This window comes from Gemmobacter caeruleus, assembly GCF_008271655.1.
GTDB classification, from domain to species: domain Bacteria; phylum Pseudomonadota; class Alphaproteobacteria; order Rhodobacterales; family Rhodobacteraceae; genus Gemmobacter; species Gemmobacter caeruleus.
In genome coordinates, this window is record NZ_VKKX01000010.1 from 1 (window position 1) to 21,112 (window position 21,112).

At 60.7% G+C, this 21,112-nt stretch carries 14 protein-coding genes and 1 pseudogene; 3 read left to right on the plus strand and 12 right to left on the minus strand.

The annotated features are described in order from the left end of the window. The first annotated feature begins 153 nt into the window (after window positions 1-153). Window positions 154-1,014, plus strand: a complete 861-nt coding sequence (locus FOA17_RS02290) for an EamA family transporter (RefSeq protein WP_149139879.1) — start codon at window positions 154-156, stop codon at window positions 1,012-1,014. Here the strand turns inward: FOA17_RS02290 and FOA17_RS20015 are convergent. The 9 genes and pseudogenes from FOA17_RS20015 to FOA17_RS02330 form a co-directional block, all read right to left on the minus strand. Further along, window positions 1,011-1,715, minus strand: a complete 705-nt coding sequence (locus tag FOA17_RS20015; RefSeq protein ID WP_238991704.1) for a CDP-alcohol phosphatidyltransferase family protein — start codon at window positions 1,713-1,715, stop codon at window positions 1,011-1,013. The two genes, FOA17_RS02290 and FOA17_RS20015, sit on opposite strands and share 4 nt — an antisense overlap. A 24-nt stretch (window positions 1,716-1,739) precedes the next feature. Next, window positions 1,740-2,762 (minus strand): annotated as a pseudogene (locus FOA17_RS20020) (class I SAM-dependent DNA methyltransferase); the annotation flags it as partial. Continuing rightward, window positions 2,759-4,690, minus strand: coding sequence for a DUF262 domain-containing protein (locus FOA17_RS02300; RefSeq protein ID WP_149139881.1), 1,932 nt, complete (start codon window positions 4,688-4,690; stop codon window positions 2,759-2,761). The pseudogene FOA17_RS20020 and the gene FOA17_RS02300, both read right to left, overlap by 4 nt. After that, window positions 4,680-6,245 carry a restriction endonuclease subunit S gene (locus tag FOA17_RS02305; protein WP_149139882.1) on the minus strand — a complete coding sequence of 522 codons (1,566 nt, stop codon included), beginning with the start codon at window positions 6,243-6,245 and terminating at the stop codon, window positions 4,680-4,682. The genes FOA17_RS02300 and FOA17_RS02305 overlap by 11 nt, the downstream gene beginning before the upstream one ends. Next, window positions 6,242-8,992 (minus strand): type I restriction endonuclease subunit R, encoded by a 2,751-nt coding sequence (locus FOA17_RS02310; protein WP_149139883.1) that lies wholly within the window; start codon window positions 8,990-8,992, stop codon window positions 6,242-6,244. The genes FOA17_RS02305 and FOA17_RS02310 overlap by 4 nt, the downstream gene beginning before the upstream one ends. A 218-nt stretch (window positions 8,993-9,210) precedes the next feature. After that, window positions 9,211-11,181, minus strand: a complete 1,971-nt coding sequence (locus tag FOA17_RS02315; RefSeq protein WP_108437607.1) for an ATP-dependent nuclease — start codon at window positions 11,179-11,181, stop codon at window positions 9,211-9,213. A gap of 175 nt (window positions 11,182-11,356) precedes the next feature. Beyond that, window positions 11,357-12,292 (minus strand): DUF2493 domain-containing protein, encoded by a 936-nt coding sequence (locus tag FOA17_RS02320; protein WP_108437608.1) that lies wholly within the window; start codon window positions 12,290-12,292, stop codon window positions 11,357-11,359. Between the two features lie 362 nt (window positions 12,293-12,654). Further along, window positions 12,655-13,686, minus strand: a complete 1,032-nt coding sequence (locus tag FOA17_RS02325; protein ID WP_108437609.1) for a DUF7146 domain-containing protein — start codon at window positions 13,684-13,686, stop codon at window positions 12,655-12,657. 11 nt (window positions 13,687-13,697) lie between these two features. Beyond that, a complete protein-coding gene (locus FOA17_RS02330; protein ID WP_149139884.1) occupies window positions 13,698-18,071 on the minus strand; it encodes a strawberry notch family protein in 4,374 nt (1,457 codons plus the stop codon). A gap of 176 nt (window positions 18,072-18,247) precedes the next feature. On the opposite strand from FOA17_RS02330, the gene FOA17_RS02335 reads away from it, so the two are divergent. After that, window positions 18,248-18,544 (plus strand): hypothetical protein, encoded by a 297-nt coding sequence (locus tag FOA17_RS02335; protein WP_108437611.1) that lies wholly within the window; start codon window positions 18,248-18,250, stop codon window positions 18,542-18,544. A gap of 105 nt (window positions 18,545-18,649) precedes the next feature. Continuing rightward, window positions 18,650-18,889 carry a hypothetical protein gene (locus FOA17_RS02340; protein ID WP_238991703.1) on the plus strand — a complete coding sequence of 80 codons (240 nt, stop codon included), beginning with the start codon at window positions 18,650-18,652 and terminating at the stop codon, window positions 18,887-18,889. 302 nt (window positions 18,890-19,191) lie between these two features. Here FOA17_RS02340 and FOA17_RS02345 read toward each other — a convergent pair whose 3' ends face one another. The 3 genes from FOA17_RS02345 to FOA17_RS02355 form a co-directional block, all read right to left on the minus strand. Then, entirely contained in the window at window positions 19,192-19,809 is a 618-nt protein-coding gene (locus FOA17_RS02345; protein WP_108437613.1) for a GNAT family N-acetyltransferase, read from the minus strand. Beyond that, the gene (locus FOA17_RS02350; protein WP_108437614.1) at window positions 19,810-20,118 is read right to left on the minus strand and encodes a type II toxin-antitoxin system TacA family antitoxin; all 309 of its coding nucleotides are present in this window, start codon (window positions 20,116-20,118) and stop codon (window positions 19,810-19,812) included. 89 nt (window positions 20,119-20,207) lie between these two features. Next, complete coding sequence (locus tag FOA17_RS02355; protein WP_108437615.1) at window positions 20,208-20,852, minus strand: antitoxin of toxin-antitoxin stability system; 645 nt, start codon at window positions 20,850-20,852, stop codon at window positions 20,208-20,210. Between the last annotated feature and the right edge of the window lie 260 nt (window positions 20,853-21,112).

The window sequence follows — 21,112 nt, forward strand, 5'->3', positions numbered from 1 at the left end:
GGCTTGATCCACCCGACTTCGGCCGTTTGCGCGACGACAGACACCGCTCGGGGCGAAAAACGCTTGCCCAGCGAGCAAAATCAGGCGATCTTGAAGTCAAGCGGCAGGCCACTTGGGGAATGTCGGTTTACGACAGGCAAGACGAGGCGCGCAGTGACGTTCTGGGTAATGATGGCCGTTCTGGGATCGGCCTTTCTACATGTGCTGTGGAATTCTCTGATCAAGGTCGGCGCCTCGCGGCTGGCGGCTATGGTGATCCTGTCGATCGGCGAGGTGCCGATCGGCCTTGCGGTTGCCGCGATGCGGCCCAGCCTGAACCCGGCGGCCTGGCCCTGGGTGCTGGCGGCGGGCTGCGCGCATTTCTTTTACAAATCTTTCCTGACCTATGCCTATGAGCATGGCGACCTGAGCCGCGTCTACCCCATCGCGCGCGGCACCGCGCCCCTGATCGTTGCGGTTGTCGGGCCGCTGTTGGCGCTGGCCTTCCCGACCCAGATGGCGGCCGACAGCCTGACCTTCCACGAATACGCCGGCATTTTCGTTCTGGGCTGCGGTATCCTGTTGATGGCGCAGGGGGTTTTTGCCAACGGCGAAAGCCGCAAGCTTTTGCCCTTTGCCCTCGGCTCGGCCTGCGCGACGGCAATCTATACCATGCTGGACGGCCATGGCGCGCGGGTGGCGGGCGATGCGGTGGCCTATGTCGCCTGGGTGTTCGTGGTGGACGGGATGTTCTTTGCCACCGGGATGCTCGCCTGGAAGGGGCTGGACATGCTGCCCCGCCAGATCAAACCGTGGAGCGTCGGCTTCATCGCCACGGCCGCCAGCTATGGCGCCTATGGCGTCTCGGTCTGGGCCATGACCATTGCGCCGATTGCCGTGGTCGCGGCGCTGCGCGAGACCTCGATCCTGTTTGCGGTGCTGATCGGCTGGCTGGCCTTTGGCGAGCGGATGACCAAGGGCAAGGCGCTGGCCGCCGTCGTGATCGTGGGCGGCGTGATCCTGACGCGGCTTTAGCTGATGCGCCGCACGCCCTGCGGCACCAGTTGCTGCACGATGCCGGCAAGGCAGAGGTAAAGCGAGGTCGCCACCAGCCCCCAATGCGCGATCGAGCCTTCCTCGAAATTGCGCCAGGCGGCCCAGCCGGCAAAGACCACCCAGGCCAGCGCGACGGGCAGCGAGATGTTGATCCAGCGTTTCGTGCGGGTGGGGTGGATGAATTTCAGGTTCAGGAACATCGCCACCGTCAGCCCGGTCACCACGACAAGGATCGTGGTCTGGCTGGGCGCGAGCGCGAACAGCACCAGCACCACCATGTTCCAGCAGGCCGGAAAGCCGGAGAAGGATTTATCCTTTGTTTTCATGCGGGTATCGGCGAAATAGATCACCGAGCCATAGCAGATCACGATGATCGCAAACCACCCGGTCCAGCCCGACAACAGCCCCGATTTGAACAGCGCGTAGGCCGGAATGAACACATAGGTCAGGTAATCGACGATCAGGTCCATCAGCACGCCGTCATAGGTCGGCCAGTTGCGCGGCGTGTCATAGCGGCGCGCCAGCGGGCCGTCGATGCCATCGACGATCAGCGCGACCACCAGCCACAGGAACATCAGGCTCCACTTTTCCTCGACGGCGGCCAGCATGGCAAACATCGACAGAACCGCGCCCGTAGCGGTCAGAAGGTGGACGGAAAGGGCTTTCAGGCGAATATCCATGGGTCTTTCCTGCGTATGCAGGTCGGTGTTCTGCAAAAGTTTGCGCCGGATCACTTCGCCGGCGCCGCCCTCGAACAATACGTTGTCGGGCACAACCACGGCCGCCCGTCCAGTGGTTTTCAGCATGGCCCGGATGTGCTGCACAAAGTTCAGCTGCTTGTTTGATGTCGTCGCCCAAAAGTCCTGCCGATTATAGGTCAGATCCTCAGTCTCCTGCTCGCCCTCGGCATTGGTGAAACTCATCGAGCTTTTCTTGCCGAACGGCGGGTTTGCCAGCACGATATCGACACCCTTTGAGGGAGCCGAAATCAGTGCGTCTGCGGGGGACACAAGGCTTTCGCCTGTCATCTCGCCGATCCCATGCAGGAACATGTTCATCAGGCACAGCCGTCGGGTGCCGGCCACGATTTCGTTCCCGACAAAGGTGTCGTGCTTCAGGAATGCCTTCTGATCCTTGTCGAGGGCGAAATGCGCAGGGTTGGTCAGGTAGTCATGCGCGGCCAGGAAAAAGCCGCCCGTGCCACAGGCTGGATCGGCGATGGTCTGGCCGGGTTCTGGGCGCATGCAGGCAACCATCGCCCGGATCAACGCGCGCGGCGTGAAATACTGCCCCGCGCCAGATTTCGTATCTTCGGCGTTGCGCTCCAGCAGCCCCTCATAAATGTCGCCCTTCACGTCGGCACCCAGCATCACCCATTTCGTGCCGTCCACCATGTCGATCAGGCGGAACAGTTTGGCAGGGTCGGTGATCTTGTTTTGCGACTTGGTGAAAATCTGCCCCAGCATGCCCCGCTGTTCGCCCAGTTTGCGCAGCAGCGCCACATAATGGGCCTCCAGGTCTGCGCCGCGCCGGGTGGTCAGGCTGCTCCAGTCGAACCCCATCGGAATGCCGATGTCACGGTTATATGGCGGGCGTGCATATTCATCGGCCATCTTCAAGAAGATCAGATAGGTCAACTGCTCCAGATAATCGCCATACCCCACGCCATCATCACGCAGGGTGGTGCAAAAACTCCAGACCTTGGAAACGATGGGGGCGGTGTTCATACCGATTTGCCTTCTACAGTTTGGTCGCCTTGTTTAGGCAGGGCAGGCCAGATATTTACCGCCATATTTGCCAGCGCCTCTCCGCGTGCGGAAATCACGGCCTCGTTCCACTGATCCAGCCTCAGGAACCACTTGTTCAGGAAAAGCCCGGTGTGCTCTTCCAACTTTGCGCGCTTCTCCAAGAACCCCTTGTTCCCGACCGAGATGTTCAAACCGCCCGTCAACAGAGTGAGGTTGCCAAGGGTTTGCACGATCGTGTCTCGGGCTTTCGCCTTCGGGTTGCCGGAGAACCGTTCGACGAACGCCCCCTCCTCGAATGGCCAGGCCTCAGTCCATGATTGAGGAAGGACATGTTCTGTCCACAGCCCGGCAGGCATTGGTATCTCTTCGGCGAACCTCGACCGACTGGCGAGCTCCAACTCCCAGAGCACATCTTTGATCCGGGTGTTCGGAGCCAGAGTGTAGGCTGCCTTGGTTAGCAGCCCATCGCGAAATTCTTTTTCATCTGGAAACCTTGTGCTGTCGCCTGGCCGTTTTGCAAAGAACTCCTGCAAAGCACCAACGCTGGCGCCTTTTTCCACGAACACCTGTGACAAGCTTTGGAACACACGGTTCAGGTTTTTCGCCGTCAAGCCGGACAAGGCACGGCGCACTACATAGGAATAGATCAGACGATAAAGGGTGCGCTTCTCGGCATTGGCAATTTTGCTGGCGCTGATCTGCATGGCAATGGGATACGCCGTGGTGACCTGCCAGGCGGACAACTTGCGCCCGAACCAGTGCAAGTCGGCATCCTCTGCAATCCGCCCTTCAAGCGTTTCATACATCGGGGCATATTTTCCCAACACGCGCAATTCGTCCTCGACCTGCTGAAAGCGAGGGCGGCCTTTCGGCACCGCGAAGGCACGGTATTCCGCGTATAGCTCGCGCATGGAAATCTTGTCGCCCGTTTCCGCGGCCAACACGTGGGCAAGGAAGTGGTCGATCCGAGGACGTGTGGGGCGTGCAAAGGGGGCCGCCTCGCGCCACCAGGCGTGGTCAAACGGATCCCAAAGGGTCTTATAAAGATCTTCGACCTCGGCTTGTTCCTTCTCAGCGCGGTAAAAGATGTTGTTGCGCACCAGATCCATCGCCAGCAACGGCTCGCCCTTTGAATTCAGCGTCTCGAAGATCACCTGCGCGTCGTCGCCTTCACCCAGCGTGATCACCACCAGCTTCATGCGGTTCAGCACGGCTGTCAGCATCGCCTCCAGCCGGGTACCGATGGCCTCGGTGGTGTCGGTCTCATCCGCGATTGTATCCACGGCGTCCGGCGTATCATCGTCCGCCATCATCTCGGCGGACCCGAACTGGGCAAAGCGGTTAATCAGCTGATAGAACTCATCATAGGCCCGCAGCGCCCGGAACGGCGTGTTCTTTGGCACGCTCCGCCCCCAGTAATTGGCAGCATACTGCGTCCGGATCGCCCGGTAGTCCTTGTCCATGATGTCATGGAACACCTTTTGGTCTGATGGGGTCGGTGTCAGCTTGAACCGGGTCAGCTTGTCTGTGTCTTTGGTTTTCAGGTTGTTGAACAGATAACCGCCTACATGGGCTGCAACATCGACGTGCCCGTGGGTCTTTGCCACTTCGCGTAGTGCTGCAAGGAACAGTTGAAACGTTGTCAGCCGCTGTTGCCCATCAACGATCTGCACCTTTGGCGTCACACCGATCTGGGCCGCCTCGCCAATCGGGGCAAGGATCAGCGCACCCATGTAATGCTGAAACTTGCTTTCCCCCTCCAGCACCTCGATCGCCTTGGCCTCGACGTCCTGCCAAAAGGGGAGGAGTTGAAAGTCGTGCCATTGGTATTTCCGCTGATAAAGCGGCACCATGAACCGACGGCCTTCGGCAAGGATAACCTCGATGGGGTGATCGTCAGCTTGCATGGGTGGTCTTTCTTTTTGCTGTCTTGCCCGCCTTTGCCCGTTCGGCCTTGATGCGGGCCAGGAGGGTGGGGGCGGGTTCGTCGGTCGGGTCTTGGGGGACGAGCTTGCCTGCAAAGGCGCGTTTTAGGATGGATTGGCGCAGGGCGTCGGCGCGGGTCAGGGCGGCGTCGATCTCGACCTCCATCCTGTCGGCAGCGGTCAGGCGGGTGTCGAGGATGCGGGTGATTTCGGCTTGTTCGGCGGGGGAGCAGATGGGGACTGGGAGGTTTGCGATCTTCGAAATACTCAAGGTATGCAAACCCGACGTTGAACTTGCTTGCGCCTTGATCAAGTTGCGGCCAACCGGCGATATCATAAACAACATCGCAAACTGTGAATCTAACAGCCCATCTGGCGAAAAGCGGATTAAATGGTTCTGGTGGGTGATGTCCGGGATACTTCCGTCCCAAACCGCCACCCGTCCGATCTGTTCAAGTGAGCCATTTCCTTCGACGAAAAGCAGGTCACCTTTTTCAAGGCGGGATTTGCTGAACTCTTCATCGGTCACGCCAATTTCCGAGATGTGGTCAAGCCTCAGCTCGTTGGAATAGATGTTTGCAACCCGCAAATACTTAGCTTTTCGCGCCAAAGATTCACGCTTTTGATTTTTCGTCAGGCCTCCACTTGTGCGACCGACGTCTGACATGGGTGACCAGCGCCATGATGTTGGAACCTGCGCAACCTTACCAGAAGGGAAAACGGCTTCCCCAATGATCTCCGGCGGCCGCCCCGGCTTGCCCGGTTTCCGTCCCAATTCACCGCCTGCGCGCCATTCGGCGAGGGCGGTTTGCCAGTCGTCTAGGGCGGATTTGTAGCGGGTTTCGCGTTCTTTTTGGATGCGAGCCAGCAGTGTTTTGGGGGTTTCCAGCGCACCTGCGTTCTGCGCGCGCCAGTCGGCGGTCAGGTTGCCCTCGAACGCGGATTTGAGCAGTGATTGGCGGTATAGCGCCAGCGTGGCCTTGGCCCCACGCAGGTTTTCGACCCCTTTGTCGATCCTCTCAAACATCGCCTCGATCTTCTCAACGATCCGGCGTTGTTCGTTGGTGGGGGGAAGGACGATTGGCAACGCAGAAAATGCAGAACCAGAAAGCTCTTTGAACGTCGTGCCCGTGGCCCGTTGTTCAGCAATGTGCCGAATAGCCTTGAAATAGTAGTAGACATACTCGTTGAACACCCCGGCGTTAGGGACCAAGGTCTTAAAGCCTTGATTTGTCGACGCCTCATGCATGTTGATGGCGACATATCCGACAGGCGCGCGGGATGAAAACATGACGCTTCCAGCCGGGAAGACCCTTGCAGATGAGTTGGAAAGTCCTTTGAGAGAAATGCTCTTTGCGCCCTTCGCAATGAACTTTGCGCGGTAACCAGTTAAATCTGCTGGGGAAAACCAGATAACATCGTTGCCCCAGTATTCTGAGACCTTTGTCGACGGAGTAGCCCCCGACACAACTTCACCGACTTCGTCAATTCGGGCCCATGCCCAAGTTTTGGGGGCTTCCCAAAGTATTTCCGTCATGCCGAGAGCGCCTCATTCATCTCGGTCATCACGGCCTCCATGCCTTCGCCAAACAGCGCATACATCTGCCCCATTCCGCCCTTGCCGTCAAAGGGGGCCATGTCCAGATCATCACGCTCGATGATGAAAGACGTGGCAAGGTGGTCGCGGATCATGTGCAGCCAGTCCATCTGATCCTTGGTGAATTTCTCGCCCGCGCCCGAATGGCGTTTCAGGATCCAGTTCTGGAAGTTGCGGCGCACGCGGTCGGAATGGCGGGTCAGCGTGGGATCAAGCCCGGTGACGCGGCGGATCAGGGCGACAAGGGCGGTCAGATCGCCTGCGGGCGTGTCACCCTTATACCCGTCCAGATGCGCATAGGCGCGCCAGACGGTCAGGGGGGCAAGGCGGGGCTGGTCGGTGGTCAGGCGGTGCAACACCTCCTTGACCATGGCAAAGGACACCTCGGAACGCCGCGCGGGGGTGTTGAAATAGATGGTCAGGGCGGCCACCTGATCGCGGTTTGCGTTCAGGTAGGTGGCGAAATCCTGCGTGATTTTCTGGGCGTTTTCCGTCACATCGCCCGCCCATTCGGCGCGCAGCAGTTTGTCTTTGCTATCATGGTCGATGGTCTGTTCATGGTCGCGGCGGATGGTGTCGATCAGGTTGATCAGCGGGCCTGTGAACAGGTTGGCGGCCTGTTTGATCCGCGCCTCACGCGCGGTGTTCATGGCGGCGTCATCCGGCTCGGGGTGGCCTGCGGCCTTGGCGTCCGCCTCGACCTTGTCGGCATCTATCGCGTCGAACAGATCACGGATGATGCCCGCCAAGGGGCGGCCCGCCAATTCCGCGATCTGCGCCTGATCGGTGGCGTCCAGTTTGGTATCCAGCCGCGACAGGCGCGAGGCAAGCGAGCTGACAGTTTCCTCGGACCGGTCGCCCATCATCAGACCGTAAGCAAGGTCTTTGAACGAGATCGACGGCTTGCTGTCCAAAGGCTGGCTGGCGGTCTTCAGCGATTTGGTCACGCCCACAGCATCAATGATGACATAATGGGTTTTCGCCAGAGCCGAGGGGCTGACCTTTTTCAGCGCGTCGGCATCGACCACTCGGGTGCCGCGCCCCTTCATCTGTTCGAAATAGTTTCTCGACTTCACGTCGCGCATGAAGATCAGACATTCCAGGGGTTTGACGTCGGTTCCGGTGGCGATCATGTCCACGGTGACGGCGATGCGCGGGTAATATTCGTTGCGAAAGGCGGAAAGGGTGGATTTCGGGTTCTTGGCCCCGTTGGTGATCTTGCGGCAGAAATCGTTGCGCTCGCCAAATTCAGTGCGGACCATCTGGATGATGTCATCGGCGTGGCTGTCGGTTTTGGCAAAGATCAGGGTTTTCGGCAGTTCCTTGCGGCCGGGGAAGATGGCTGGCCACTGGTCTCGGAAGGTCTGGATCACGGTGCGGATCTGGTCGGGGGCCACGATGGAACGGTCAAGCTGGGTCGCAGCATAGGCGGCCTCGTCTTCCTGCGTTTCCCAACGACGCGCACGGGTCTGGCGTTCGCGTTTTTCAATCAGTTGCTGGGCCTGCAGTTTGCCGCCCGCCTGACTGATTTCGGTTTCGATCAGGAAGACCTCGTTGCCGACGTTGACCTTGTCGGCGATGGCGTTTTCATGGGTGTATTCGCTGACGACATTTTGTTGGAAAAACCCGTAGGTGCGGGCGTCGGGCGTGGCGGTCAGGCCGATCAGAAAGGCGTCGAAATATTCGATCACCTGACGCCAGAGGTTGTAGATAGAGCGGTGGCATTCATCGATGACCACCACATCAAAGGTCTCGGGCGGCAGTTTCGGGTTATAGACCACCGGAAGGGGTTCACGGCGGCGCCATTGCTGATCTTCGGGGTGTTGGTCTTCGGCAGCCTCATCCAGCGGCTCGCCCTTCAGTGTGGCATACATGCGCTGGATGGTGGAAATCACGACCTGAGTATCGCCTGCCATCGACGGGGAGGTGAGGCGCTGGACGTTATACAGTTCGGTGAATTTGCGGTTATCGTCGTTCGGCAGATAGGCCATGAACTCGCCCTCGGCCTGTTCGCCAAGGTTCTTGGTATCGACCAGAAACAGGATGCGGCGCGCGCCAGCGTGTTTCAGAAGACGGTAGATCTGGGTGATGGCAGTGAATGTCTTTCCCGAGCCGGTGGCCATCTGGACCAGAGCGCGGGGTTTGCCCAGTTGGAGCGAGGCCTCCAGCTTGGTGATCGCCTTGATTTGACAGTCGCGCAGGTTATCGGTGTTTAGGTCCGGCAGCTGCTGCAACCCGGCGCGCAAGGACAACGGATCATTGCGCCAGGCCTTGAGGGTATCGGGGCGATGAAAGGTGAACACCTCACGCGAGCGGGGGCTGGGATCGCGACCATCGGTAAAGCGGGTAACGACGGCAGTGCTTTCGTAAAGGAACGGCAGCGGCTCGGCGTTCGACACCCATTTCAGCTTTGCGCTGGCATAGCCTGATGATTGCTCTTCAACTGTGGTCAGGCGTTCGCCCCAGCTGTCCGGCTTTGCTTCCACCACGCCAACGGCACGTCCATCGACGAAAAGCACATAGTCGGCAGGCCCGGTATCGGTTGGATATTCCCGAACAGCGACACCAAGGGCCGCATTCGGGTTCAGCGATGACTTGTCCTGCACCAGCCAACCCGCAGCCAACAGCCGCTTGTCGATCTGATCGCGGGCGATCTGTTCGGGGTTCTGGTTGACGGGTTCTAACACTGGCACACAAAGTTGTTTGTTTTCACAACCATGATGGTGTGTGGCCTGTTTTTCAATCCCTTAAGCCTGACGTGTTGAACTCAGTGACTGGAAACGTTTAGCCTTTTGGGGATGGAGACAAGGCGCAGAACAATTTTCAAGCCCTAGTGTTCTCCATCTGATGAGAGGGTCCCATGCACCACAGGCTTGGTCTGGTCACGTCAAGCAGCTATTTGGACTTACCTACGCAACAGCCCGTTCAAATGCTTGAACGCTGCCTCGAACCGGTCTTTTGTTTCGTCCGACACCTTCGGCCAAAGAGTGGATAGCTGCTCGGTGAAAAAGCGTGCGGGCCTGTAGTGGCCGAATGAACCAGACTTCATCGGGTTTTCGGCTAGCCAAGCGTCAATCGCCCGAAGCGTGCGCGGCACATTCTGGTTGAGCTTTGAAGGCGTGATTCTTGACGCAAGCTGTTTGCCGTATTCGCCGTTGACAAGTTCGAGATAGAAGGATCGGTCGAACATGTCCTCTACATCGGCTTCAGCAGTGCCGGTGAAGTCCGCGTACGTCGACACCTGCTTCTTGTTGAGCAGATTCTTCTTGTATAGGTCTTCGATGAGTTGCTTATCGCTGTTTTGAATATCCAGCAGCGTTGCAACGTTGATCCCCTTTTGCGAGCCGAGGAGCGCCACGAACGTTGGCACTTTTCCGCTGCCGCCGACGGGAGTGATGGTCCACTGTTCCGACAACCCCTCGCGGCCCTCGCGCTCCATTTGGGCCGACATCGCCCTGAGATAGAGCATATCCGCAACACCCTCGACAATAAGTGAGTTCGGACCGATGAAAAGGGTCTGCTGGATTTCGTAGCCGAGCGCGCCCTGCAAAGGGAATAAGCTATCGTCGGTGGCGTCGAACACGTTCGCCAGCACTTTCGTGCCGTCTTCTTCCTTGGGAAGAGCCTCGAGGGCATCAATGCCCAAATCCTGCACGATGCGAACCCGCTCGAACTTAGTCGGGTCGATCATGAACGGTGAGTGTGTGGTATATAGGAGTTGGTGGCCCGACAGCTCGCTGTCGAAATAGCGTAACAAGTCAGCCTGCGCTCGGCCGTGCAGTGATAGGCCAGGCTCATCGAGCAGTAGGATGACATTCTGCTTCTGGCGTTTTATGTCCTCGTACCAAGCCAAGAACGAGAAGAACCACACAAATCCCCGCGACCGATTGCTAAGCGGCGTCGTGGCCCAGTGCACTGAGTCATACACCTCGCCCCAGACGTTGACTCCTTGCTGCATCCCGTCAGGGTCTCCAGCTTTCGCGTCACGCACATCGAAGCGCATCTGTATGTGCTTGTTTTGAGACCAGTACTTGACGATACGCTGGGTTAGGTGGTTCCCAGCACCTTGCAGCTTGTTCTTCAGTTCCACCGTGTTGTTGGTGGCCACGAGTTTGCGGTGGTCGAGGCGCGCGAGGTTGATGAGGCCTATGAGCGGGTAGTCCGAGTCGAGGAGCTGGTCGCTGTCTTCGCGCGCAATGAGGGCGTTGAGGTTGGCCTGCCCTTCCATCTGGTAATACTCATCGAAGTAGAGAAACTTGGGCACGCGGGGCCAGATCAGGTTGTGATAGATGTAAGAGCGAACATTGCCACTCTTGGTGACCTTATCGACCAGAGATTTAAGCGCCATGACAGCTTCGGTAGCTTCTGCAACATTGATGGTATCAGCAAATGCCTGCCAGCCTGAAGCTTCGAGCAGCTTGGTCTTTAGGTCATCAGGCAACGCTGAGTTGTCAGCGAGGTGCTTCCTTGCAGCAGCCTCATCGCATGTCAGGAAACCCTTGCTGCTATTGTTGCCATAGTAGCATTCACGGGTAAATGTTGGGCCGGTGAATGCCTTTGGTCCGAAGACTTCTGATATAGCGTCGAAGTCATCCTGTTCGAGTTCGTAAGTGCAATTGACAACTACAGCCTTCTCGCGCTCGCCACTTTCGACCGCGTGCAAGTAGTCCTCGACCTCGCGCTTGGGGTAGTCGTAAGTCTCGTCGAAAACCGCGTCCTTGGGTCGAATAGGGTTGGTGCGATAAAGAGCAGTCAGAACAGTGGTTTTGCCTGCCTCGTTCTTGCCGACGAAGCAGGTTGTCTGATCGTCTACCTTTATAGGACCAGTGTCCCAGATGCTGCGGAACTCACGGACCCTGTATTCCTTCAGCTTCATCGCAAATCACCCCGTTATGTTCGCCCCCAACGTTACCAAAACAATCTATGAGTGAACAGGTATCGAACGGCAAGTCTCGCCCCGCGATGCATTAGTGGCCGCTTTGAAGAAGGAGCACGCAATATTTGGTAGCACCAGCAGACCGCTCTAGACCGAAAACGAGATCTGAGGGGGCTCACGCCCCCTTCTCGAACTTCAGAACCGGGATGCCGAGCTTCTTGGCCTTGTCGGCGAGGTTTTCCTGGATGCCATTGCCCGGGAAGACGAGAACGCCCACAGGCAGCACTTCCAGCATGGCATCGTTGCGCTTGAAGGGTGCGGCCTTGGCGTGCTTGGTCCAGTCTGGTTTGAAGGCAACCTGCGTGACCTTGCGGGCTTCAGCCCATTTGGCGGCGATGAGTTCAGCACCCTTGGGGCTGCCACCGTGGAGAAGGATCATGTCGGGATATTTGGTTTGGACCTGATCCAGCTTGCCCCAGATCAGGCGGTGATCGTTGAAGTCGGTCCCGCCGGTGAGTGCGATCTTGGTGCCTTGGGGCAGCATCACTTCGGTTTCCGAGCGGCGTTTGGCGGAGAGGAAATCGCGGCTGTCGATCAGCGCTGCGGTCAAGTGCTTGTGGTTCACCATCGAGCCAGAGCGGGGCCGCCAGGTGGAGCCGGTGTGCAGCTCAAACGCCTCGGCGCTGCGGTCGCGGAAGGCTTCCAGACAATGCCGCCTTTCGACCAGGCTGGTGCCTTCGGCCGTCAGGCGCTCAAGTTCGGTCGATTTCACCTCAGAGCCGTCCTGTTCACGCTGCAGGCGGTGTTGCGCCACTTCATTGCCGTCGAGCAGGCGCTCGGTGCGGGCGGCGGCGCGGTGGAAGAGGTTGACCTGGCCCCAGAGCAATTCTTCGAGGTCGGGTTCCATGCGGGTGTCGCCAAGGGTTGCGACGAGGGCATCGAAGATATCGCTGACCGCGTCGATGAGGCGCTCGGGTTCCGGCATCGGGCGCAGATCGACCTCGTCCTGAAAGGCACGGGTGCCGTAGAGCTGAAGCTCCTGAAGCGCCCAGGCGGTCTGGGAAAGGGCGGGGCTGCGGTCGAAATCCTCGCTCTGGAATTGGGTCGTCATGGTCTTTTGCCTCCGGCTGCTCGGGCCCGCGCGACATCCCGCGCGGCCTTCATGGGCTGCGGAAGCCGTGGAAGGGGACGCCCCTTCACCCCCTCTTTGGGGCCGGAACGCATGTGGAGGAGGACGGGGGGCGGCTGATTTGCCTCGCGATGCAAAGGCGGGGCGAGCCCCGCCGGCGGAAATCAGTTGCCCCCCGTCCTTGAAGGGGCGGCCCCTTTGACGGCCGCCTGCCCATCTCTTGAAGGACGTGCGGATGCCTGCGCGGGTTTGACAGCCGGGGGTTGGGCAAAAACGCGGCCCTGTTCCTCAAGCGATGCTTGACCCCCTGCCCCGCTCCCTGACTGCCTTTGCGCTTTGAGAGTTCAGATCGTCAGCAGATGCTGATCCTTGGGGTCGATCTGCTCTGCCAGATGCTGGCGCAGCGCGTCAGCGCCGTGGGCGCGAAGATCGTCGTTGAAATCCCCGAGCTGCGGCTCGAGCACCCTTACGGCAATCCCGGCCTCGGTTGCTCTGGCGGTCAACCTTTCCGCCGCACGCTGCCCCGCCGGATCGCGGTCGATGGCGATGTAGAGGCGCTGCAATCCCACCGGCAACAGGACGGCTCCGAGGTGACCCGACGAGAGTGCCGCCCAGACGGGCAAAGAAGGTGCCGCCTCGCGGACGGAAAGCATGGTCTCGAGGCCTTCCCCCAGCACGAGGGTTTGATCTGCTGGTGCGATCCTGACGGCATTGCCGAGGAGGTGACCCATAGCCCGACGCGGTGTGTCGACAGCCGCCTTGTCCTGTCCGTTGCTGCTGAGCCAAGTGCGGTGCACGCCCTGCAAGGCCCCTGCTCCATCGGTGACCGCGGCGATCAACGCTGGTCTGGGAACAGGTTTGGTTTGACCTTCATCCCGATGCCAGCACTTCGGGTGGAAGCGCAGGCTTGAACTCTGCAACGCTTGGGTGATGCCCCGGGCGCGCAAGTAGGCTTCTGCCAGAGTGCCTGCCAATGGCAGCGAGGCCGCAAACAAGCGCGCCGCTGCTGCTGGCGTACCCGAGGGGGATTTTCGGCTGCGCGGGAAATTGGCATCCGGGAGAACCGGCTGCGGACGGCCAAGATGCATCCGTGCCTCGGCCAGAAGATCGGGAAATCGGGTGATCCCCGTGCGTTCGCGGATGATGTCGAGGAGATCGCCGAATTCCGACGTGGCTGAATCGGTCCATTTGCCCCGAGCTCCCGGCCCCGAGGTGGGACCGGTCAGCCTGACGAACAGCGAGCGGCCCGGATTGTTTTGCAGATCACCGACCATCCAATAGGAGCCTTCCCGCCTGCCGGCGGGAAGATAATGGCGGCAAACGCTTTCGGCATTTTGCGAGAGGTCTCGCAGTATCTCTTCTGTTTCCAATGACATGGCACACACGATTAACAACCTTTGCGTGCATGTAGACCCTGGATGGGGAAACGTGCAAGCAGCTGATCGAGCACTTTCACACCGCCGGAATCGGTCGGACAGAAGAGGCGCAGCTTCCAGGCGATGATTTCCGAGAAAAAGCCATCGGCCTTGAGCCGGTCCTTCTGCGCTTCCGTGAACCCGGAGAGCTCGATCCGGTTGACCCCCATGACGCGGGAGCGGTGCAACTCCATCCCTTCGGCCAAGCGCACGACGGTCTTGCCCTCCAGAACGAGCGCATGGACCTGCGCCGACGTGAGCTTCGGCGCGTCCTCGGCTAGCGTGGTCGCGACCCAGGCCGGCGAGACACGGCGGCCGATGATGCGCTGGCCGTCATCGGTCTGCAGCCGGTAGACGCGAGTTTCATCCTGCGGAAGCTGCTTCCAGATTGGCAGCAGCAGGCCCGCCACGATGTGGATCGTGGTTTCCGTGAACTCCGGCACCTCGGCCAGTTCCGCCGTCCAGGCGGCGGCGAAGGCCGTGCGGTCGACTTCCAGCCAATGGGTGTCTTCCATTATCTTGGCAGGCACGGTGCTGGCCTCGGTCGGCCGGATCAGCCGCAGGCGCGGCTCGATGGTGCCGTCGTCCAGCATCAGGCTGGTGGCGGGCACCTGCACGGCGGCACGGCCTGAGCGGCTGTTGACCAGAAGGCGTGCCTTCGGATCGTCGAGCCAGTCCAGCGCGTCCGCCAGCGAGGTTGGCGTGTTGCGACGCTTTTCTGCGATGGTCAGAAGCTGGGTTTCGGCACCGGAGCCAGGATGGGTGTAGATTACCCGCGCATCCGTGACGCGGAAGCTTTCGGCGCGCAGCGTCTCGAGCCCGAGGTCGTAGACCCCGGCCGCGATGGCCCCCTCGATGCGCTGGTCGAGCAATTCCTCGAAGGCCGAGAAGAGCACGGCCTGCATGTCGATCGTCAGTGCCAGCAAGCGATTGAGGAAGGTCGTGATCGGCGGCAGGTCGTCCTTCAGCCCGTTGTCATCGGTCAGGCTGAGACCGGTGGAATCCTCGAAGGCTCCGAGCGAGCACCCCGCCACGTCGCCGCGATAGATGCGGCGGTAGAGTTGGCGCAGGGCGTCGCGGGCATAGGGGGACTCGAGGTTGTCCTCGGGTCGGAACAGCCCCTGCCCGCCGGTCTGGCGCTGGCCGCGCGTGATGGCACCCAGCGTGTCGAGGCGGCGGGCGATGGTCGAAAGGAACCTCTTCTCCGCTTTCACATCCGTGGCCACTGGCCGGAAGAGCGGCGGTTGCGCCTGATTGGTGCGGTTGGTCCGCCCGAGGCCCTGAATGGCCGCGTCGGCCTTCCAACCGGGCTCCAGCAGATAGTGGACGCGCAGCCGCTGGTTCTTCGCTCCGAGATCGGCGTGGTAGCTCCGACCCGTGCCGCCGGCGTCCGAGAAGATCAGGATGGGCTTCTGGTCGTCCATGAAAGCTGCGGTTTCCGCGAGGTTGGCAGACCCCGCTCGGCTTTCCACGACAAGTCGCGCCGCCGGACCCTCGCCCTTGCGCACGATGCGGCGCGAGCGGCCTGTGATCTCGGCGACGAGGTCGGTGCCGAAGCGCTGGACGATCTGATCCAGCGCCCCGGGCACGGGCGGGAGTGATGCCAGCTTCTCGATCAGCGCGTCGCGCCTGCGGGTGGCCTCGCGGCATTCCACTGGTTGGCCGTCACGGACCACGGGTCGCGACGACAGATTGCCCTCGCTGTCGGTGAAAGGCTCGTAGAGCTGCACCGGGAAGGAATGGGCGAGGTAGTCGAGGACATATTCCCGCGGGGTAATGTCGACGCGGATATCGTTCCACTCCTCGGTCGGGATCTCCGACAGGCGGCGTTCCATCAGCGCCTCGCCGGTCGAGACGATCTGGATGACGGCAGCATGGCCTGCCGCGAGATCGACCTCGATGCTGGCAATGAGGGTGGGGGTTTTCATCGAGGTGAGCAGATGCCCGAAGAAGCGCTGCTTGGCAGACTCGAAAGCCGAGCGCGCGGCGGACTTGGCCTGACGGTTCAGTGTGCCAGCATCCCCCGTGATGTTGGCGGCTTCCATCGCGGCAGCCAGATTGTTGTGGATGATGGCGAAAGCCCCGGCATAGGCATCGTAGATGCCGCGCTGCTCGGGCGTCAGCGCGTGCTCCAGCATCTCGTATTCGACGCCATCGTAGGAAAGCGACCGGGCCGTATAGAGGCCCAGGGACCGCAGGTCGCGGGCGAGGACCTCCATCGCAGCCACGCCGCCGGCCTCAATGGCCTGCACAAACTCGGCACGGGTTGCGAAGGGGAAATCTTCGCTGCCCCAAAGCCCGAGGCGTTGCGCATAGGCGAGATTGTGCACCGTCGTCGCGCCCGTGGCCGAGACATAGACCACACGGGCATTCGGCAGCTTGTGCTGGAGACGCAGGCCCGCCCTGCCCTGCTGCGAGGCCTCGGTGTCACCGCGCTCGCCCTTCGATCCGGCCGCATTGGCCATGGCATGGCTTTCGTCAAACAGGATCACCCCGTCAAAATCCGCCCCGAGCCATTCGACGATCTGGTCGACGCGGGATTTCTTGGTGCCACGTTCTTCCGAGCGCAGCGTGGCATAGGTGGTGAAGAGGATGCCCTCAGTGAGCGGGATGTCGCGACCTTGGACAAAGCGCGAGAGCGGCGTGACAAGCAGTCGCTCCTGGCCGAGTGCGGACCAGTCGCGCTGCGCGTCCTCGAGAAGCTTGTCGCTCTTCGATATCCAGAGCGCCTTACGGCGGCCCTGGCACCAGTTGTCGAGCAGGATCCCGGCAGATTGGCGGCCCTTGCCCGCGCCAGTACCGTCGCCAAGGAAGAAACCACGGCGGAAGCGGACAGCGTCCGCGGCATCGTCCGGCGCGGCCGAGACCATGTCGCCGGTTTCATCGACGGTCCACGAGCCGGCGAGATACGCAGCATGCGCCTCGCCCGCGTAGATCACGGTCTCGAGTTGTGCTTCGGAGAGGAGGCCGTCGCGCAGGACGGCGGCGGGCAGTTTGGGACGATAGGAGGGTTTGGGGGGCGCAACGGACGCCATGGCTGCCGACTGCACCAGCTTAGTCGGATGCGGCGCCGCGCCAGGGATGTCGATCGCCTGCAGGCGGAAGGTCTCGTAGATCGCGTCCGACAGGCGCACAGCGCCAAGATCGTCCGCGGCCTCGCGCAAGGTATAGGACAGATCCTCCGCATCCGGCGTGGTGCCAATCACCTCCATCTTGGCCGCTGCCGTTGAACGCAAGGGGCGAGCGGCAGGGCCGGACGCACGGGCAGGAAGTCCCCGGAAAGGGGAAGCGGGCTGCGATTGAGCGACGGCGCCCGCATCCATCTCGAGGCGCGGCGGGACCTCGGCGGCAATCCGGGCAAGGAGGTGCGCCACATCGGGAGACATCGGCCGAGCCAGATCGGCGGTGATGCCGCCCCGCTCGCCGCCCCGGCACTTGTCGAAGACCGAGATCCGGGTCTCGAAGCTGGTGCCGTGCTTGGCGAACGCCGCACCCGACACGGAGCCGGTGAAGACCAGATGCGCCGTCTCGGTCAGGCGGGCGAAGGTTTCCGCCCAGGCAGGTGCGTCCGGCGCGAAACCGGCACCGGTGATTGCGACCAGACGCCCGCCGGGGGCCAGACGCGCAAGGGCCGAGCGCAGATGCCGGGCTGTCGCCTCGGTCGTCCGGCCATCGACATGGGCTACCGCCGAGAACGGCGGGTTCATCAGGATGACGCTCGGGCACAGGCCCGCGTCCAGATGATCGTCGATCTGCGCCGCGTCGAAGGTAGTGACGGGATGCACCGGAAAAAGGTGACGCAGAAGGCCGGCGCGGGTCTCGGTGAGTTCGTTCAGCGCGAGGCTGCCTCCCGCGATTTCCGCGAGGATCGCCAGAAGGCCGGTCCCGGCCGAAGGCTCGAGGACCAGGTCACGCTGCGTGATCTGCGCAGCGGCAAGGGCAGCGATCCCCATTGGCAGCGGTGTCGAGAATTGCTGGAACCGCTCCATCTCCTCCGAGCGCCGGGTATGCGTCGGCAAGAGGCCGGCAACCTTGGCGACGATCGGCAGCAGCGCGGCAGGCGATCCAGCACGTGCGAGCAGCGCGCGGCCGAATTTCCGCAGGAAGAGGACAAGTGCCACCTCGCCCGCTTCATAGGCCAGTTTCCAATCCCAAGCGCCCATCGCATCGGAGTCGCCGAAGGCACGCTGCATCTCGAGGCGCAGGCGCAGCGCGTCGATCTGGAATCCCTGCGCCAGATCGGGCTGCAGGGCCTCGGCCACGGCAAGGATCCCGGTCGCAGGATCAGGCAGGACAGGAACAACGACCGGCGTCAGCACGGTCGGGATCAACGGTTGGAAGGTCATCAGAACACCTCAGGTTGGGGAAAACGGTGAGCCGAAGGCGCTCTCACGCGGCCTTCCAGCTCCCCCTGCCCCATCCTGCCTCTGCCTCTCGAACGTCGATCCTTGGCAGAGCGGTGGTTGATTTTGTTCCTGTTATGTTCTATAAATGGGAGCCAAGCAGCAAAGGAGTTTCCCCGATGGAAGACACCAGTTTTGCAATTCCCGTCACGCCCAAGCAGATTGCCTACGCGCGGTCGTTGGCGCTCAAGAACCAGACGCTGTTGCCATGGGAGGTGCAGCAGGATCGGCGGGCTTTGAGTTCTTGGATCGATGCGCAGGCCAGGCTGAAGCCGGTTTCAGCGCTCGACCAGCTGCCGTCGTCGAAGCAGGTCGCCTTTGCTGAGCGTCTTGCTCGCATCAAGCGCCGCGCTGTTCCGGACGAGTGTTTCCGAGACAAGGGCCTGATGTCGAAATGGATCGACGGGAACAGGTGACGATGCGCGATCGGGGCTTTGTTGTTTTGGAAAGCTCAATCACCTATCTTGTAGAAGCAGTTCCAGCACAGAGATGATGCAATGGCCTCGGTCACAGCGAAGGTAATGTCGACAGTCAGCGCGCCTTACGGCGTGCTGCTGACGGCTGCCCAGCTGGCCGAAAAAATTGCCGACATTAATAGTGCGGACTCCTACGATTGCAGCGTGTTCGCCTTCCTGTCCGAAGTGTCCCCCAAGCTGCAGCAGTCGTTTATAGACGAGATGGGGGTCAGCAAGGACGCTTTCGCGGAAGTCGCGCGCAAATTCTCCGATCTTGCCGGATACAAGCTTCCTTTAGCGATTTGAGTGAACGCCCCGTAGCCAAGCCGCTGACTCGAGCTTCTTGAAGTGGCGATGGCGATCATCGCAAGACCCCGCACCATCGGCCCCGTTTCGCTTGAGGCCGCTCGTCGATTTCTTTGGAAGATCACGATTTAAGGCGCCGATGACGCTGAAAACTGTTGTCCATCAAAGAAGCTGCGGCGCGCAGCTTCCATTCGACTCTACTTCAGGCAAGACCTGATTTACCACGCCTATGCTCACCCATGGCATTGCAAACACGGGCAATCTGCCATGCCATAGGTTGGCAGTTTCGGCCTTACGAGGCCTCACCCTCGGTCCAAGTTCTGTACTGGCAGCGCCAATTCCGTGAGCACCACATCCTTCTGTTGCCCGTCGTCATCTTCGACGATGAGCTTGCGGACAATACTGACGGGCAGGAACATCCTCGAAGGGTTCGACGCCTGCGACAGGAACCCATAGCTTTCGTAAAGTGTTTTGCGGCGCGCAACGCGGTCGGGATCGCCACAGTCAAGCACATCAAGCATGACGACGGCGACGCCGATGGCATCGGCCGCAACGGCAATCCGGCGAAGAGCGTCGACAAGCAGATCGCCACCATATCCACCCCCGCGAAACCTTAGGTCCCGCCCGATCATCGAGATGTAAGCAGCCGGGATGTTGCCGTGCGAAGGGCGTGTGCGCGCGAACTTTGCGGGCAGATCCGTGAAGTGAACGGAATGGGCATTGAGAGCATAGAAACCGATCACCGTGCCGGCAGGATCGACCATTACATAAAGTCGGACGTTGTCCGCCTTTGCCAGCTTGTTGGCAGTCTTTTGAAAATAGTTGTCGACCTGTTCGACGCCGCAAGAAAAAGCCGCTCGATCATGTCTCTCCGGATCGAACGGCTCAATGGTATGGGCGGACGGTTGTGATGCCGCCATTTACTTCGACACAACCGTGTCATTGTGCCGACGGAAAGCCGCGCGTAGAGCATCAGTCGGCGCCGCCGGGGCATCAAGTGCCGCGAAAAACGCTTCATGATCGACCGGCAACAGCACCGTCCGTTCATGCGCCGCGATTGTTGTCAGCGCGGCCTGGTAGGCAGCATTCATCGTGAAGACGGAATCGTCGACGCCTGAAAGTGCCGCTGCCTGCTGGATCGCAGTCTTGATGCGAGGCTTGGTCCGGAAATTCATCCGGGCCTCGTTGCGCTCATCGATCGCGCGCGTGGTGTCATGGAAACCAAGCATAGCCGCCTCCTGAATATCTCGTCATCATGTACGCCCAATTGACGTACATTTCAAGTGCCTGATGAGGGAAGATATTCACAATGTCGGTTTCACCCGAAACGCCGCCCTCCTTCGGTGAAGGTGTACTCGTTGACGATGATCCCCTCCTCGATGGCCTCGTCCGAGGTGAGGTGGTCGTATTCGGCCTGAAGTTGGCGATAAAGCCAACGGGCGAGATCACGCAGCGCTTCGGTCACGATCTCCTCCGCGTCCTCGGTGGGCGACTGCCAGGTTGAACTGTCGCGCGTGACGTCCACCGACATGGTGTATTCGTGATAGTAGCGGCCACGGTGACTGGTCTCGGCGGCGAGCTGGTAGAAGTTCCGCCGCTGGATGGCTTGCAGGCGGTCGGCGATGCCGTGCAGCGTCGCGTCCGTCGGGGCGTAGTCCCGAATGCGTGCGGCCGCGCCCTTGGCGTGGCTGAGGTATCCCTCGAAGGCCGCACCGTCGCCCTGGCTCCAGAAACCCGAAAACCAGATGCAGGGTTTCTGTCTTGTCCCGCCGCCCATCAGGCGGACGGGCGTGGTCTTTAAACGAAAGCCGAGGATTTCACAGACCCGTTCGAAATCCTCGTAGACCGCATCCCACCAGTCGTCGTGGGGCCCGAGGTCGCGATACCAGCTGCGCGCCTTGTCTTTGGCCGCATCGGAGAGCTCGGGGAACTGATAGACCGTCGTGCAGATGAGCTCAGGCATGTGCGTCTTCCCCGTTCAGCGCCGCAGCCAGCCATTCTTGCGTGCTGGTCCAGCCGATGGATTTGCGCGCACCCAAGTCGATGACATGTGCGCCGCCACCGAAAGCGTCGAGGCGGGGACGCGAACAGGTAAGAGCATATTATGCCGGGATCAGGATTATGCCGCATGGCCAGTGCCCACGCTTTAGAGCGTTGGCCTTGGCCATGCGGTCATTCGGCATATTCAGAGCGACTCGAGGAAGGCCAGCAGCTGATCGTCTG

What these genes read in the sequence shown, in the direction of transcription:
- FOA17_RS02305 (WP_149139882.1), bottom strand. Translation starts at nt 6,245, where the DNA reads ATGACGGAAATACTTTGGGAAGCCCCCAAAACTTGGGCATGGGCCCGA.
- FOA17_RS02300 (WP_149139881.1), bottom strand. Translation starts at nt 4,690, where the DNA reads ATGCAAGCTGACGATCACCCCATCGAGGTTATCCTTGCCGAAGGCCGT.
- FOA17_RS02355 (WP_108437615.1), bottom strand. Translation starts at nt 20,852, where the DNA reads ATGCCTGAGCTCATCTGCACGACGGTCTATCAGTTCCCCGAGCTCTCC.
- FOA17_RS02320 (WP_108437608.1), bottom strand. Translation starts at nt 12,292, where the DNA reads ATGACGACCCAATTCCAGAGCGAGGATTTCGACCGCAGCCCCGCCCTT.
- FOA17_RS20015 (WP_238991704.1), bottom strand. Translation starts at nt 1,715, where the DNA reads ATGGATATTCGCCTGAAAGCCCTTTCCGTCCACCTTCTGACCGCTACG.
- FOA17_RS02325 (WP_108437609.1), bottom strand. Translation starts at nt 13,686, where the DNA reads ATGTCATTGGAAACAGAAGAGATACTGCGAGACCTCTCGCAAAATGCC.
- FOA17_RS02330 (WP_149139884.1), bottom strand. Translation starts at nt 18,071, where the DNA reads ATGACCTTCCAACCGTTGATCCCGACCGTGCTGACGCCGGTCGTTGTT.
- FOA17_RS02350 (WP_108437614.1), bottom strand. Translation starts at nt 20,118, where the DNA reads ATGCTTGGTTTCCATGACACCACGCGCGCGATCGATGAGCGCAACGAG.
- FOA17_RS02340 (WP_238991703.1), top strand. Translation starts at nt 18,650, where the DNA reads ATGTCGACAGTCAGCGCGCCTTACGGCGTGCTGCTGACGGCTGCCCAG.
- FOA17_RS02335 (WP_108437611.1), top strand. Translation starts at nt 18,248, where the DNA reads ATGGAAGACACCAGTTTTGCAATTCCCGTCACGCCCAAGCAGATTGCC.
- FOA17_RS02315 (WP_108437607.1), bottom strand. Translation starts at nt 11,181, where the DNA reads ATGAAGCTGAAGGAATACAGGGTCCGTGAGTTCCGCAGCATCTGGGAC.
- FOA17_RS02345 (WP_108437613.1), bottom strand. Translation starts at nt 19,809, where the DNA reads ATGGCGGCATCACAACCGTCCGCCCATACCATTGAGCCGTTCGATCCG.